The 14749-nt window shown below is 70.2% G+C and carries 13 protein-coding genes; 5 read left to right on the forward strand and 8 right to left on the reverse strand.

All coding sequences use genetic code 11. From position 1 onward, the window contains the following. The first annotated feature begins 42 nt into the window (after window positions 1–42). Entirely contained in the window at window positions 43–3771 is a 3729-nt protein-coding gene (locus tag YIM_RS32770) for a hypothetical protein (RefSeq protein ID WP_153033999.1), read from the forward strand. Window positions 3772–3804: 33 nt separating this feature from the next. Here the strand turns inward: YIM_RS32770 and YIM_RS32775 are convergent, their stop codons facing one another. The 3 genes from YIM_RS32775 to YIM_RS32785 all read right to left on the reverse strand — a co-directional run bounded on the left by YIM_RS32775 (window position 3805) and on the right by YIM_RS32785 (window position 6267). After that, the gene (locus YIM_RS32775; protein ID WP_153034000.1) at window positions 3805–4977 is read right to left on the reverse strand and encodes a N(5)-(carboxyethyl)ornithine synthase; all 1173 of its coding nucleotides are present in this window, start codon (window positions 4975–4977) and stop codon (window positions 3805–3807) included. Window positions 4978–5114: 137 nt separating this feature from the next. Next, a complete protein-coding gene (locus tag YIM_RS32780; RefSeq protein WP_153029575.1) occupies window positions 5115–5453 on the reverse strand; it encodes a MerR family transcriptional regulator in 339 nt (112 codons plus the stop codon). Between the two features lie 541 nt (window positions 5454–5994). Continuing rightward, window positions 5995–6267 (reverse strand): hypothetical protein, encoded by a 273-nt coding sequence (locus YIM_RS32785; protein WP_153034001.1) that lies wholly within the window; start codon window positions 6265–6267, stop codon window positions 5995–5997. 175 nt (window positions 6268–6442) lie between these two features. On the opposite strand from YIM_RS32785, the gene YIM_RS32790 reads away from it, so the two are divergent. Together YIM_RS32790 and YIM_RS32795 are read left to right on the forward strand one after the other, a co-directional pair. Continuing rightward, on the forward strand, window positions 6443–7333 hold the full coding sequence (locus tag YIM_RS32790) for a carboxymuconolactone decarboxylase family protein (RefSeq protein ID WP_153034002.1): 891 nt from the start codon (window positions 6443–6445) through the stop codon (window positions 7331–7333). 33 nt (window positions 7334–7366) lie between these two features. Next, a complete protein-coding gene (locus YIM_RS32795; protein ID WP_153034003.1) occupies window positions 7367–7756 on the forward strand; it encodes a MerR family transcriptional regulator in 390 nt (129 codons plus the stop codon). A 93-nt stretch (window positions 7757–7849) separates the two neighbouring features. Here the strand turns inward: YIM_RS32795 and YIM_RS32800 are convergent, their stop codons facing one another. From YIM_RS32800 to YIM_RS32815, 4 genes are all read right to left on the reverse strand, one after another. Beyond that, the gene (locus YIM_RS32800; protein ID WP_153034004.1) at window positions 7850–8878 is read right to left on the reverse strand and encodes an alpha/beta hydrolase; all 1029 of its coding nucleotides are present in this window, start codon (window positions 8876–8878) and stop codon (window positions 7850–7852) included. Window positions 8879–8891: 13 nt separating this feature from the next. Beyond that, on the reverse strand, window positions 8892–9242 hold the full coding sequence (locus YIM_RS32805; protein ID WP_153034005.1) for a hypothetical protein: 351 nt from the start codon (window positions 9240–9242) through the stop codon (window positions 8892–8894). A gap of 13 nt (window positions 9243–9255) precedes the next feature. Continuing rightward, on the reverse strand, window positions 9256–9756 hold the full coding sequence (locus tag YIM_RS32810) for a TetR/AcrR family transcriptional regulator (RefSeq protein WP_153034006.1): 501 nt from the start codon (window positions 9754–9756) through the stop codon (window positions 9256–9258). Between the two features lie 81 nt (window positions 9757–9837). After that, window positions 9838–10806, reverse strand: coding sequence for a LacI family DNA-binding transcriptional regulator (locus YIM_RS32815; protein ID WP_153034007.1), 969 nt, complete (start codon window positions 10804–10806; stop codon window positions 9838–9840). A 120-nt stretch (window positions 10807–10926) separates the two neighbouring features. Between YIM_RS32815 and YIM_RS32820 the strand changes: the two genes are divergently transcribed. Further along, window positions 10927–11850, forward strand: coding sequence for a dihydrodipicolinate synthase family protein (locus tag YIM_RS32820; protein ID WP_153034008.1), 924 nt, complete (start codon window positions 10927–10929; stop codon window positions 11848–11850). Between the two features lie 89 nt (window positions 11851–11939). Beyond that, on the forward strand, window positions 11940–13202 hold the full coding sequence (locus YIM_RS32825) for an Nramp family divalent metal transporter (protein WP_153034009.1): 1263 nt from the start codon (window positions 11940–11942) through the stop codon (window positions 13200–13202). A gap of 44 nt (window positions 13203–13246) precedes the next feature. Here the strand turns inward: YIM_RS32825 and YIM_RS32830 are convergent, their stop codons facing one another. Beyond that, window positions 13247–14500: a hypothetical protein gene (locus tag YIM_RS32830; protein ID WP_153034010.1), complete on the reverse strand. Its 1254-nt coding sequence runs from the start codon at window positions 14498–14500 to the stop codon at window positions 13247–13249. Window positions 14501–14749: the final 249 nt, after the last annotated feature.

The following is a 14749-nucleotide window of genomic DNA, read 5'->3' on the forward strand; positions in this document are numbered from 1 at the left end:
CGCTTGCGCGGCTGGACAAACAACGCTGGGAGGGGTGGGCTCATGGGCCGGCGTGAGCGTCCGCTTGATCCGGACGCGGATCCGTTGCAGCGGTTCGCGTTCGAATTGCGGCAGTTGCGGTCGGGGGCGGGAGGGCCCAGCTACCGGGAGTTGGCCAGGCGGGCGCACTATTCGGTGACAGCGCTGGCCGAGGCGGCGGGCGGGCAGATACTGCCGTCGCTGGCGGTCACGCTGGCCTATGTGCGGGCCTGTGGTGGCGATCCACAGGAATGGGAGACCCGCTACCGGGACCTGGCCGAGGAGCTGACCTCCGACCGGCCGGATTCGGGTGGTCCCTCGCCCTATCTCGGCCTGGCCGCGTTCCAGCCCGACGACGCCGACCGGTTCTTCGGTCGCGACAGCCTGGTCGAGCACCTCGTCCACCAGGTCGCCCGGTCACCGGTCGTCGCGGTGTTCGGCGCGTCGGGCAGCGGGAAGTCTTCGGTGATCCGCGCGGGCCTCATCCCGGCGAGCCGGGCGCATCCCGCGTTCTCCGGACACCGGTGGTCCTGCGTGCTGCTGACGCCGACCCGCCGGCCGTTGCGCCAGCTCGCCCGCGCCGTCGCGGAGTTGTGCGGCGGCGAGCCCGACTCCGGGGAGCCCGGCTGGCTGGACCGGGCACTGCGCCACGCCGGCCTCGACGGCGGCACCCGGGTCCTGCTGGTCGTCGACCAGTTCGAGGAGTTGTTCACGCTGTGCCAGGAGGCGGACGAACGGGTCGAGTTCATCGACGTCCTGCTCGACGCCGCCCGCGGTCCCGGCCGGGTGGCCAAGGTCGTGCTGGGTGTCCGCGCCGACTTCTACGGGTACTGCGCGACCCATCCCGGCCTGCTGGCGATGCTGCGGCAGGGCGCCCAGGTGCTGGTCGGCCCCATGACCAGGGACGAACTGCGGTCCGCGATCACCCAGCCGGCGGCGATGGCCGGGCTGGCCGTCGAGCGGGAGCTCGTCGCGACCATGATCGCGGACATCACCGACGAACCCGGCGGGCTGCCGCTGCTGTCGCACGCGCTGCTGGAAACCTGGCGGCACCGGCGCAACAACACCATGACCCAGGCGGCTTACCACGTGTGCGGCGGCGTGCACGGCGCTCTCGCCCAGACCGCCGAACGCCTGTACGCCGAGTTCGATGCCGGGGAACAGGAGGTGGCCCAGCAGATCTTCCTGCGGCTGACCACGCTCGGCGACGGCATCGGCGACACCCGGCGCCGCGCACGCCACAGCGAGCTGGCCACCGTCGGCGCCCCGGCCGTCGTGAGCCGGGTGCTGGACAGGCTCGCCGCCGCCCGGCTCGTTGTCATCGGCACCGACAGCGTCGAAGTCGCGCACGAGGCACTGATCCGGGCGTGGCCCCGACTGGGTCGCTGGCTCACCGACGACCGCGAAAACGTGCTGCTCCACCGCAGGATCACGGACGCGACCCAGGACTGGGAGTCCTCCGGGCGCAACCCCGAGCTGCTCTACCGGGGAACCCAGCTCGACCAGGTGATCGCGTGGGCGGGCCCGGCGCACCGCGCGGCCAGTCTCAACGCCGGTGAACGTGAGTTCCTCGACGCCGCGATCCAGCTGCGGAACAGGCAAACCCGATCACGGAAGCGGCGGGCGCTTCGCCTGCGGGTCGCCACCGCGGTCGTGGTGGCGCTGCTCGCCGCGGCTTCCGTGATCACTCTCCGGCAGCGCACCGAAGCCCGCGACCAACACCGGGTGGCGGTCGCGCGCCAGCTCGTCGCCGAGGCCACCGCGCTGCGTGAGACCGATCCACTGCGTGCCGCCCAGCTCAGCCTCGCCGCGTGGCGGACAGCGCCGGACGTCCCGGCCAGCCGTGACAGCCTGCTCAGCACCCAGGCATATCCGCTGCCCACCCGGCTGCTCGGCCACACCGGCGAGGTGCGCGACGCGGCGTTCAGCCCGGACGGCCGCATCCTGGCCACCTCGGCCGGAGACGCGACCGTGCGCCTGTGGGATGTGACGGCCCGGGCCCCGATCGGCGAACCGCTGACCGGGCACACCGCGATAGTGAACGGCCTGGCGTTCAGTCCGGACGGGACCGTGCTGGCGACCGCGTCCTACGACCAGACCGTACGGCTGTGGGACGTCGCGCGCCGCGAGCCGGTCGGTGCGCCCATGACCGGGCACACGAGCACCGTCACCGGCATCGCGTTCAGCCCCGGCGGACGCCTGCTCGTCACCGGTGGCGCCGACAGCACCCTGCGGACCTGGGACACCACCAGCCGGACCGCGGTCGGCGAGCCGGTGACCGGGCACACGGGCCCGATCACCGGCGTAGCGCTCAGCTCCGACGGCCTCACCGCGGCCACCTCGAGCAACGACAAGACCGTGCGCCTGTGGAACCTGGCGACCCGGACCCCGATCGGCGAACCGCTGACCGGGCACACCAACGTCACCAACGGTGTCGCGTTCAGCCCGGACGGGCGACTCCTCGCTTCGACCAGCGCGGACAAAACGGTGCGCCTGTGGGACGTCGCGGGCAGGACCCCCGTCGGCGCGCCGCTGACCGGGCACACCAACGTCACCTACGGCGTGGCGTTCAGCCCGGACGGCCGCGCGCTGGCCACCAGCGGCTGGGACAAGACGGTGCGGATCTGGGACACCGCCAGCGGACGCCAGCAGGGCACCGCGCTCACCGGGTCGACGAGCAGCGTGCTGAACCTCGCGTTCAGCCCGGACGGTTCCGCGCTCGCCGGCGGCGACTCGGACAACGCGATCCTGGTCTGGCCACAGCGAAAAACCCTCGTTCCCGCGCACACCGACGCCGTCTACGCCGTGGCGGTGAGCCCCGACGGCAGTGTTCTCGGCACCGCCGCCGACGACCGGACGGTGCGGCTGTGGGCAGCAGGCACACACGAACCACTCGCCGCGCCCCTCACCGGGCACACCGCGGAAGTCCGTGCGGTGGCGTTCGGTCCGCAGGGCGGGATCCTGGCGACGGGTAGCTGGGACGGAAGTCTGCGGCTGTGGGACATCGCGACCCGCGCGCCGGTGGGGCCGCCGCTCACCGGGCATGTCGACTGGGTTCGCGGCCTGGCGTTCAGTCCCGACGGGCGCCTGATCGCCACCGCGGGCATGGACATGACCGTCCGGCTGTGGGACGTGGCCACCCGCACGCCCGCCGGGCCGCCGCTCACCGGGCACACGAACTCCGTGACCGGGATCGCGTTCAGCCCCGACGGCCGCACCCTCGCCACCGCCGCCAACGACAAAACGGTCCGCCTGTGGGACGTCGCGACCCGAACCCCGATCGGGGAACCGCTGACCGGGCACGCCAGCGTGGTGCGCGACGTCGTGTTCAGCCCGGACGGGAGGTTCCTGGCCAGTGCGGGGGACGACAAGACCATCCGCCTGTGGGACGCCGCCGGTCACCGGCCGGTCGCCACGCTGACCGGGCACACCGGCGAAGTCCTCAAGCTGGCCTTCTCCCCGGACGGACGCGAACTGGCCAGCACCTCACTGGACAAGACGGTTCGACTGTGGGACACGACGAACCGTGCCACGACGACGGTTCTCAGCACCGGCACCGGTCTCGCGGGCATCACCTACACCCCGGACGGCCTGCTGACCGGCGGGGTCACCGGCAACATCCTGTTGTGGACCACCGATCCGGCGCGGGTGGCCGACCACATCTGCACCGCCACCGGCGCCGGCCTGTCCGACCATGAATGGGCCAGATACGTGCCCACCTGGCCGAAACCGGAGATATGCCCCGCGAAATGACGGAGCCGGGAGCCACCCACTCCGGGAAGCCGGTCACCCTTCGGCACGCGCCTCCACGCGCCGGTGGTGCGGGTATTCCGGCGAGCGGTGCTGGAAGGCCAGGATCGCGGGATTCCGGACCACGCCGTCCCTGATTTCGATGGCACGCCGGACGGTTTCGTTTTCGTCCCAAGTGGAGTGTCCGGAAAGGACGGACCGCAGGTGCGGGAGCAGGGCCTGGCTGATCTCCCACGTCGCCGAGTTCCACAGGTAGGACGGGCTGTGGTCGACGGCGTAGTAGGTGACGCCGTCGCCGACCGGGAAAGCGGGCTCGGTGAACGTCGTGGGCCGCGCCCAGCTGAAGCCCATGCCCTCGTCACAGGAGACGTCGACGATCAGGCTGCCCGGGGCGAACGCGGCGAGATCGTCTTCGATCAGGAAGGTCAGCGGCGCACCGGTGTCCTGCAGCACGCAGTTGACCACGATGTCGTGCTCGGCGAGGAACCCGGCCAGCGGGACCCGGCCGTGCTCGGTGTGCGCGTGGCTCCGGCGGGCGTCACCGGGGTTGTCCGTGTCGTGGTCGAAATGCACCATCGTCGCGGAGTGGATCGGCGAGGCGACCGCGCTGAGGCCACGAGCGGTGAGGACTTCGACGTCATGGATCCCGTGGGCACTGAGCGCGGTCACCGCGCCGCGCGCCGTCGCGCCGAAGCCGATCACCACCGCCCGCAGGCGGCGGCCGTAGTCCCCGGTCAAGCCGATCAACTGCAACGCGTGCAGCACCGAGCAGTAACCGGCCAGTTCGTTGTTCTTGTGGAAGACGTGCAGGCCGAACGAGCCGTCGCGCCGCCAGTGGTTCATCGCCTCGAAGGCGATCACGGTCAGCCGGCGGTCGATGGCCAGCTGGGTCAGCCCGGTGTCCTGCACGCAGTGCGGCCAGCCCCACAGCACCTGATCGGGCCGCAGTTCGGCGAGGTCCTCCCGCAGCGGCTTGGCCAGCAGGACGACGTCGCATTCGGCGATGAGCTGCTCACGCGTCCGCATCCCCGCGACGACACCCGCGAGTCGCTCGTCGGGCACGCCGAAAGGTTCGCCGTAGCCGTGTTCGAGGTAGATGGTTTCCCGGAGATCGGCATCGATCCGGTCGAGGTGGTGCGGGTGGATCGGCAACCGCCGTTCGTTCTCTTTCCGTGAACGCGCGACCACGCCGAGACTGAGCTGGTGCACCAGAGGGCCCCTTTGTTAGAACCCAGTCTAAACACACCCGGCACGCTCGCACCGTCGCCGGAGGGTCACGAAGCGGCACGAGCCCGCCGTCGGCTGACGGGTGTGCCCCTCGTGCGGACGGGCACACCCGTGGCTGGTCAGTCGGAGTGCTGGGGTTCGGTGCCGCGGTGCTGCCGGGCTTCGTGCAGTTGGTCTTCGAGAGAGACGATGCGGCAGGCCGCACCGACCGGCGTGCCCTGGTCGACCAGTTCCCGGACCCGCGCGGCGATGCGCAACTGGTAGCGGGAGTACCGGCGGTGTCCCCCGGCGGAACGCTGAGGCTCGATCAGACCGGCCTCGTCCAGGCTGCGCAAGAAGTTCTGGCTCGTGCCGAGCATGTCGGCGGCACGGCCCATCGTGTAGGCGGGGTAGTGCTCGTCATCGAATTTGTCAGCCCCGCCGCCAAGCGTGGCCGAGCGGTTCTGGTCAGGGACCATTCCACCTCCGCATCACAAGAGACCCCGGGTGCCGTGCAGGCACCCGGGGTCTCAGGGGTTTGGGTTTCATCATTGCCAACCGGCGCGAAAGGCCGGACTACCGTACCCGCGTCCAGTCGAGAAGCTCACTGCGCGGGGATCGCTTAGTCGTAACCGAGAACCACCTTCCAATCTGCCGACGGGACTGCGGTACCCGCGCGGCTCTACTACTGCGTAGCCGCTGCAGGCGATCCAATGATGCTCCCTATCCCTTCTTTCCCGTGTCTCCTACCGTGTACTGCTGCGATCGATCGCTCGCCCCGCACACTACCCACATCCAGCGCCGAATGTCTACCTCCGCCACCATAGATTTACTGTTCGCCCAGAGGGCAAGTACCTGATCTCACCGTCAGCGTTCAAGCTCCGGACGAGCAGATCGACGACCGGAACGGAGTATCACTCAGCGCAGCGAGCGACTACTTTGGGTGACTATCCAGCCAGAATCAGCGGGCGCCGGGAGCGTTGTTCCGGGACGATTTCCGGGTCAGGCTGGTCTTCACCGTCACATCCCGAACAGCGCGAGCAGTTGCTGGCGGCCTGCCCGGACCTCGACGGTCACACCGAACTGACCGGCGATCCGACCCTGGCCCAGCTGACCGCGAGCCGTCCGCTGCGCGCCCGCTACCGGGAAGCGCTCGGCACCGGCGACCGCACGCTCGTCGTGCTGGCCTCGACGTGGGGCCCGGACTCGCTGCTGGGCAGGTGGCACCGGCTGCCCGCCCGGTTGCTCGATGACCTCCCGGCCGACCAGTACCAGGTGTGCATCGCGCTCCACCCGAACGTGTGGGCCTGCTACGGAACAGCGCAGCTGACGCTGTGCCTGTCGTCCGCGCTCGACGCCGCGCTGGACCGGCCCCTCCCGCACACCGGACCGGCCGCGGAGATCGTGCCCGGTACCCCGGACCTTATCGCTTGCGTTCGAGCGCGCTCTAATTCCTACCGTCGTCGGCATGACGGACTCAGATCGCGGCACGACCGCCAACCGCAGGACCATCCTGACCAAAGGCGCGCTTCTCAGCGCCGGCGCCCTCGGCGTCACAGCGGGAGCCGCGGCGCCGGCATCGGCGGAGACCGACCGTTACGCCCGCGGCTTGGCGGCCCTGCGCCGGATCTCCGGTGAGCGCGGCACCGAGGTCATCGAATCGCTGCGGGACATCGCCCCCGATCTCGGCCGCTACATCGTCGAATTCGCGTTCGGCGACATCTACACCCGGCCGGGGCTGGACGCCCAGCAGCGGCAGCTGGTGACCATCGGCGCCCTGGCCGCACAGGGCGACACCAGGCCGCAGCTCGACTTCCACCTCGACGCGGCATTGCGGGTCGGCGTGCACCCCGTGGAGATCATGGAGGCGATCGTCCACCTTGCCCCGTTCACCGGTTTTCCCAGAGTGCTCAACGCGGTGACGGTCGCCAGGGAGGTCTTCACCGAACGCGGGATCACCTTCGAACCGCCCGTACAGACCGACCAGCGCGACCGCTACGAACGCGGCGAGGAGAAGCTGGTGGAGATCGACGGGCAGCACGGGCTGGACGTGATCGAGTCGCTCCGGGACATCGCCCCCGATCTCGGCCGCTACATCGTCGAATTCGCGTTCGGCGACATCTACTACCGGCCGTGGCTGAGCCCGCGTCGGCGGCAGTTGGTGACCGTCGGCGCGCTGACCGCCTTCGGCGACACCGCGGGCCCGCTCCGGGTCCATCTGGGCGCCGCGCTCAACGTCGGGTTGAGCCGTGCCCAGGTGATCGAAGCCCTCATCCACATCGTTTCCTACGCGGGCTTCCCCCGGGTACTCAACGCCATCACCGCGGCCAGGGAGGTGTTCGAGAGACGGCCGAGTTGACTCGGAGCGGGCATCCGCACCTACCGTCGTGGCATGAACGATACGAGCACGCGGTCCATCGCGGAGACGGCAGAGCACACCGGGCTGACCGCACACACGTTGCGGTACTACGAACGGATCGGCCTGCTCGACCCGGTCGACCGCGGCCCGGACGGCCGCCGCCGCTTCCGGGACGCCGACCTGGCCTGGCTCGCCTTCCTGACTCGCCTGCGTGTCACCGGAATGTCCATTCGGGACATGAAGGAATTCGCCGAACTGCGCCGCGCCGGCGACGTGACCGCATCAGCCCGCCTGGAACTGCTGAGCCACCACCGGGACGCCGTGCGCCGCCGGATCGCCGAACTCGCCGACAGCCTGGACGCGCTGGACACCAAGATCGACCACTATCGGACGCTGGCCGCCAACGCCACCTCCCGGCGCTGACGGCCAGCCCTACCTTGACGAGGTCGCGAGGGCGAAGTCCCCCACCGGCGCGCCTTACGTGGAGGCGCTACGGGGCTTTGCCCTCGGACTGCTTCAGCGCCTCGCGAACCGGTGCAGGGCGTCGAGCGCGATCGGGGCGAGGGTGTCCGGGTGGTCGGCGTCGTGCAGCAGGTGGTCCACTCCGGACAGTGGCACCCGGCCCGGTCCGCCGGTGTGCGCGTGGCGCAGTGCGTCGGTCAGCGCATCCGTTGTGCCGCAAGGGACTTGGACGTCGTTGGCGCCGCAGGTCAGCAGCACCCTGGTTCCCGGCCGCAGAGCGGCGGCGGTGTCCGGCGGGTAGATGGCGTCGTCGCTGATCACGAACCGGTTGCTCGGTCCCCGGAAGGCTTCGAAGAGCTGGGCGAGGGCGGGCGGCAGGGCGGTGGTGTCGACCGGTCGGTGTTCGCGCAGGGCGGTAACGGCGGCGTCGATCGCCGCGTCGATGGCGCGCTGCTGCTCCGGGGTGAGCTGCCCCTGCCGGGTCGCTTCGGCGACCTGAGCGTGCAGTTGCAATGCGACCAGGTCCAGCATGCGGATCGCCTGCGGTTGCAGCAATGCCAGGCCTGCCGGGCGCGGGTGGGCGGTGCCGCCGAGCAGCAGCGCGGTCATCGCGCCCTCGCTGTGCCCGACGACCAGCAACGCGTGCGGGTTGGTCTCGGGCTGGTCGCGCAACGACTCGTAGGCGGCCGTGGCCTGGCGGACGAACGCCGGATAGTCCAGTTCTTCCGGGCGATCGTGATAGGCGCCGAGCCCGGTGCGGCCGGTGCCGTACTTGTCGAACCGCAGCGTGGCGACCCGGTCGCTGTCGAGCGCGCCGGCCAGCTGCGCCAGGGTGTTCGAGGGGGACGCGGATGGCTGGTTGCCGTCGCGGTCGGTGGGTCCGCTGCCGGGCAGCAGCAGTGCGGCACGCAACTTCTGCCCGGCACGGTGCGCGGGAACGTGCAGAGTGCCGTACGTGGTCGTCCCGTCGACGGTGAAGACGATTTCGCGGTCGGCGGCGGGGACGAGGTGGGGAGTCGCCCCGGCCGGGGTGGCCGTCACGACGGCCAGCGACAGCACGGCCGCGGCGAGATGGGAGAACATCTGCTTTCCTCTTTCAGCGTAAGGCTTTTTCGACCAGCGCGACGGTCTCGCGGGGGTCGTCGACCTGGACGACCAGGCGGGCGTACTGCTCGTCGGCGAGTTCGATCACGACGGCCTTCGACGGATCCCTGACGTCCCAGAAGATCTTCTCGCCGTCGAGGTGGAACGTGCCCGCCGTGATCACACCTGGCAGGTGAGCGCCCGGCGCGCGGATTCCCTTGGGGTCGGCGGCGATGCCGGGATCCGCGGTCGCGCCGCGGACGTTGCTCAGCGGGATGGTCACGCTGCTCTTGAAGGCCCAGAGCTTGTTGAGACCCTCCATCACGACGACCAGGTCCTCGCCATCGATGCGGACCAGTGCCATATCGGTTTTCCTTTCAGTCAAGAGGATCGAGGCGACGGGCCAGCGCGGCGCCGGCGCCGTCGGGGTTGCCGCGCAGGCGAATGCCCAATGCGGCGGCGGTGAGGGCGACAGCCAGGTCGGTGGAAATGCCGAGCGCGTCGGCGATCGCCTGGTCGATGGCGGTCAGTGCGGCATCCACCTCGGCGGCCACGTCCTCGTCGGCCGATGCCCGTTCGACCGCCGCGAGCAGCAACAGGCCCAGGTCGGCCGACGTGACCAGCCGCAGCGCGGCCGCGGCATCCGATGCCGCGGCGAGCGCGTCGACCAAGGGGCGGACGTCGTCGGCGACGTGGCGGCGCAGGGCGACCAGGTAGAGGCCGCGCTTGCTGCCGAACGTCTTGTACAAGCTGTTGCGGTGCACGCCGAGGTGGGTGACGAGGTCGTCGACGGACACCCCGTCGTAGGCGCGGCCACCGAACAACCCCACGGCGGCACGCACTACCTCGTCCTCGTCGAACGCCCTTCGCCTGCCCATGTCACGACGGTAGCGTTTGAGGAACGATCAGTCAAGAACGATCGTTCCTCAAATACCGGTGGGTCGAACGCGTCCGCCTGGTCACTGGTTCGTCGTAGTGGATCCGCGTGGAATGAGCGTGGGTGTGGCGACCAGTTGCCGTCCGGCGCCGTCATCACCGAGGAGGGTGAGCGCGCCTTCGGCGATTTGACGGAAGGGCACGCGGATGGTCGTGAGCGGAGTCGGAAGTCTTGCCGCGATGGGAATGTCGTTGTAGCCGACGACAGACAGGTCCTCGGGAATGCGCAGGCCGAGGTTGTGCGCGGCGGACATGACACCGATTGCGGTGTTGTCGTTGACGGCGAAGATCGCGGTCGGCCGGTCCGCGCGGCCGAGCAGGGCCCGGCCGGCGATTTCGCCGGATTCCATGGAGAACGCGTCGCCCGCGGTGAGGGATTCGTCGACCGGGATCCCTGCCGCACCAAGGGCTTCTTCGTATCCGTCGCGGCGACCGCGGGCGCTGGAGGCGTAGTCGGGCCCGCTGACCAGGCCGATCCGCCGATGCCCGAGGTCGAGCAGGTGACGGGTGGCGAGGTGGCCACCGAGGTGGTCGTCGCCGACCGACGCCGCGCTCGTGCCGTCGGTGCGAAGTGCCAGAGCGAACGGGACGTCCAGCCGCCGTGTCTCGCCGATGCGCGCGGTGGTCAGGACAAGACCGTCGACACGTCGCTGGAGCAGCGACCCGACGGCGACGCTTTCGGTCTCCGGGCAGTCGTCGGTGGTGGCGACGAGCGCGAACAGGCCCCGGTCCCCGCACGCGGCGGCGACCTCTTCGTAGAGCATGGCCATCACGGTGTCGGTCAGCCGCGGCACGATGACGCCGATGGTGCTGGTCCCGACGCGGCGCAGTCCCGAGGCGAGCGGGTTGCGGACGTAGCCGAGTTCGGCGGCGACCTTGCGGACGCGCTCCGCGGTGGGGCTGCTCGACCGGGGAAGTCGCTCGTCGAGAACCCGGGACACGGTCGACTTGCTCACGCCCGCGGCGCGCGCGACATCCAGGATGGTCACCACGGCTGTGACGCTACCGCCTTCCCGAACCGGTCCCGCCGGGGTCTTGACCCGGCCCGTTGGGTCAGCCATCGTATGGGAACGTTCCCGCAACCGTTCCCATAACCGTTCGAAAGGTCAGTGATGTCTCCCGAGAAGCAGCTCGATCTCCGCGGCCTCGTACCGGCGCCGGTCACCCCGTTCACCCCGGACGGGGCGGTCGACCACGCCGCGCTGGCTTCCTACGGCAGGTGGCTCGCCGGTTTCGACGGGGTCAAGGGCCTGGTGTGCCTCGGCCACGCCGGTGAAGGCACGTTCCTCACCCAGGCCGAGCAGGTGTCGGTGATCCGGACGCTGGCCGAGGCCACCGACGCGCCGGTGATCGCCGGGATCACCGGCGAGGGCACCGCGGTCGCGGTGGAAGAAGCCAAGCGGGCCGTCGACGCGGGCGCGGCGGCGGGCCTGGTGTACCCGTCGCACGGCTGGCTGCGGTTCGGGTTCCAGCCGGGTGCGCCACAGGACCGCTACCGCGCGATCCACGAGGAGTCCGGGTTGCCGCTGATCCTGTTCCAGTACCCGGACGTGACCAAGGCCAGCTACGACCTGCCCACCCAGCTGGAGATCGCCGCCCAGCCCGGGGTGTTCGCCACCAAGAACGGCGTGCGCAACATGCGCCGCTGGGACACCGAGATCCCGGTGCTCCGGGCCGAGCACCCGGACCTGCAGATCCTCACCTGCCACGACGAGTACCTGCTGCACACCATGTTCGATGTGGACGGTGCGCTGGTCGGTTACGGCGGCCTGGCCCCGGAACCGCTGATCGAGTTCATCGCCGCAGGCAAGGCCCGCGACTACCCCGCGGCACGGGCGCTGCACGACCGGCTGTTGCCGGTGACCAAGGCGGTCTACCACCGCGGTTCCCACATGGAGGGCACGGTCGCGCTCAAGCTCGGTCTCAAGGCGCGCGGCATCCTGCCCTCGGCCACCGTGCGCTCCCCGCTGATCGACCTCTCCCCCGAGGCGGAGCAGGAGATCGTGCTCGCGCTGAAGAGTGCCGAACTGCTCTGACCCGCGAGTGGATTCGCCGGCCGGCCCGGCGTGGTGACAATGAAGTCGCGACAACTCCACGTGCCACCGTGGAGGGCGAGGAAGATCCCATGCACGACGCAGTGCCCACCGACCAGGACGCCGCCACCCGGACAGCGCCCCCGCGCGCCGGGCGGCGCGCTCGTTTCCTCCGGCTGCTCGCCCTCATGGGCCCGGCCTTCGTGGTCGGCGCATGGCAGTTCGGTCCCGGAAACCTCACCTCCGCCGTGCAGGCGGGCAGCCAGTTCGGCTACGCGCTGATCTGGGTGATCGCGATCTCCACCCTGCTGATGATCGCGTTCACCGACATGAGCGTCCGGATCGCGATCGTGTCCCGCGGTTCGGTGGTCGAAACCGTCAAGACCACGCTCGGCCGCCCGGTCGGCACCGCGGCCGGTCTCGGGGTTTTCGCGATCACGCTGATGTTCGCCGTCGGCAACGCCGTCGGCTCCGGACTCGGCCTGTCGCTGGTGCTCGGCGGCTCACCGGTGTGGTGGACGCTGGCCTGTTCCGCGGTGGTGGCGTGCGTCCTGTTCGCCCGCAAGCTCTACGGGGTCGTGGAGAAGGTCCTGCTGGCGATCGTGGCGACCATGGCGGTGTCCTTTGTGGTCACCGCCGTGCTCAGCCGCCCGGACTGGGGGGACGCGGCGGGCGGGCTGGTGCCGACCGTGCCCGCCGGGACCGGGCTGCTGCTGGTGGCACTGGTCGGCACGAACTTCTCCATCAACGCCGCCTTCTACACCGGCTACGCCACCCGGGAACGCGGCCTGCGCCGCGACCAGTACCGGCAGTCCACCCTGGTCGACACCATTCCCGGCATCGTCGCCCCCGGCGTGATGACCGCACTGGTGATCGTCGCCGCGGCCGCCGTGCTCCACGGCACCGGCGGCGAGTCCACCGGCCTGGCCCAGCTCGCCGGGGTGCTCGAACCCATCGCCGGGGACACCGGCCGGATCATCTTCGCCCTCGGCTTCTTCGGCTCCGCCTTCTCCTCCATGATCGCCAACGCGACCGCCGGCGGCACCCTGCTCGCCGACGGCCTCGGCTGGGGCAACAAGCTCTCCTCGATCCGCGTGCGCCTGGGCATTCTCGGCGTGCTCACCTTCGGCGCGGCCGTCACGGTCATCGCCGGTGGCTCGCCGATCCAGCTCATCATCGGCGCACAGGCACTCACCGTCGTCATCGCTCCCCTGCTGGGCGTTCTCCTCGTACTCCTCGCCAACAACCGGAAACTCATGGGCGGACTGCGCAACCGCTGGTGGCAGAACATCATCGCCGCGATCGGCCTCGTCGCCATTCTCGCCACCTGCTACCGACTCGCCGTCAGCCTCTGACACCGAGAGCGCGAGGAGACGCCAACCGGTCGAACCGGCACCCGTCAGCGAGGTGCGTTGAAGGTGTAGTCGTTCTGGCCGAAACCGGGAAAGATGTCGCTGAGGGCGGGCGTGCTCTCCGGTGGCAGCCACCCACCGCCCGGCCTTGCCATCTCCTTGGTCCCCAACTCCCGGGTGCCCTCACCGCGGTACTGGATGAACTCCCCGTCCGGGTAGTCGTCGCCGTTGTGGCGCACCGTTATCCGGTCCCCGTCCAGTGAGATGCTGAAGTTGCCGTTGGCCTCGCCGAAGGGCACTTGCTCCCACACCGGCCGCCCGTGCTCGTCGAGCTTCGGTTGCGGGGGGTCGCTGAGCGGCTCGACCACCGGGTACTTGACGCCACTGTTGAGGACGTTGTAGTCGATGTCGATGCCGTCCGGACCGAGGCGGTTCAGTACGAAGTTGTTCGGGACGCCACCCGGCCCGAAGTTGATCGGCAGCGCGTCGTACGAGTCACCGCCTGGTGTGGTGCTCGGGGTCAGCGTGAAGCTGACCTCTCCGGTCCGGGTGTCCCATGCGACCGAGAACCGATGCGGTGCGTCCGGCTCGGTCGAGGGTTCGCGATTGTCGCCGTTCAGCATCCCGAAGGCGGCGGTCGGGTCACCGATGTAGAAGCGGCTGACGATGATGCCGTCGTCACCGTTGGTCTTGGCGTCGGTCTGCAGGATCCGGCGTTGTGCGCCCGGAGGTGCTTCCCCGAAGAATTCTCGTCGGGCTTCCTCGAGGTCCTGCGTGCCGGGGCCTTCCTGCCCGGCCTGCGCCAACTCGGCATGCGCGACCCCCAAGTTGTGCCCGGCCTGCTGCACGGCGTCTGTGGCAAAGGACTGAGCCGTCCCTGGCGCCGCGGGCGCTCCGCCGGACAGTGGCTGCGCACCGGCGCCCATCGTGTTCGCGCCCGCCGCAGCCCCCGCCAGGCCCAGCTCTTGGGTGTCGGCGGCACCAACCTCGCCGCCTGCCTCCGCGGCGGGACCCGCGAGATCGAGGTTCGCCCAGTCCCGGTGGACCTTTTCCCGCATCGCGGTGCTCAACGTGGTGTTGTTCTTGATGGCGTTGGCCTTGACCTGCTCGGTGGCCAGATCGGACTCCGCGCGCGTGGGCAGCAAGGACGTCGCGAGCAGTGCGTCCCGGTCAGCCAGCCGCGCCTCGCCCCGCATTTGCGCATCGGCACTGGCAAAATCTTCAGCCGTCACACTCGCCTGGTCGGCAACCGCTCCAGCGGACCGAGCGGCGTCCTCCGCCTCCTGCGCCGCGGAACCCATACGCGATTCCATCGCCGTCCCCGGATCACCGCGCCACGCCCCGGTTATCTCCTTGCTCGGCCGGCCGGCACTCTCGCCCGCCTGCCGCGCAGCCGTGGAAGCTCCACGCCACTCTTCACTCAACTGGTCCACCGGCCGCCGGTCAGGCGGCGGGACAGCGTCCAGCACGTCCTGCTCGACGGAGCTCCCGACCTGTCCGTCGGCGCGCGGCTCGCCACCTTCCTCCGCACGCCGGGGCTCGCCTTCCCC

Source organism: Amycolatopsis sp. YIM 10, from assembly GCF_009429145.1.
Lineage (GTDB): Bacteria > Actinomycetota > Actinomycetes > Mycobacteriales > Pseudonocardiaceae > Amycolatopsis.

Coding starts and splice junctions, on each gene's coding strand:
- YIM_RS32770 (WP_153033999.1), top strand. CDS start 43: ATGGGCCGGCGTGAGCGTCCGCTTGATCCGGACGCGGATCCGTTGCAG.
- YIM_RS32780 (WP_153029575.1), bottom strand. CDS start 5,453: ATGGTCCCTGACCAGAACCGCTCGGCCACGCTTGGCGGCGGGGCTGAC.
- YIM_RS32790 (WP_153034002.1), top strand. CDS start 6,443: ATGACGGACTCAGATCGCGGCACGACCGCCAACCGCAGGACCATCCTG.
- YIM_RS32795 (WP_153034003.1), top strand. CDS start 7,367: ATGAACGATACGAGCACGCGGTCCATCGCGGAGACGGCAGAGCACACC.
- YIM_RS32800 (WP_153034004.1), bottom strand. CDS start 8,878: ATGTTCTCCCATCTCGCCGCGGCCGTGCTGTCGCTGGCCGTCGTGACG.
- YIM_RS32805 (WP_153034005.1), bottom strand. CDS start 9,242: ATGGCACTGGTCCGCATCGATGGCGAGGACCTGGTCGTCGTGATGGAG.
- YIM_RS32810 (WP_153034006.1), bottom strand. CDS start 9,756: ATGGGCAGGCGAAGGGCGTTCGACGAGGACGAGGTAGTGCGTGCCGCC.
- YIM_RS32820 (WP_153034008.1), top strand. CDS start 10,927: ATGTCTCCCGAGAAGCAGCTCGATCTCCGCGGCCTCGTACCGGCGCCG.
- YIM_RS32825 (WP_153034009.1), top strand. CDS start 11,940: ATGCACGACGCAGTGCCCACCGACCAGGACGCCGCCACCCGGACAGCG.
- YIM_RS32830 (WP_153034010.1), bottom strand. CDS start 14,500: ATGGGTTCCGCGGCGCAGGAGGCGGAGGACGCCGCTCGGTCCGCTGGA.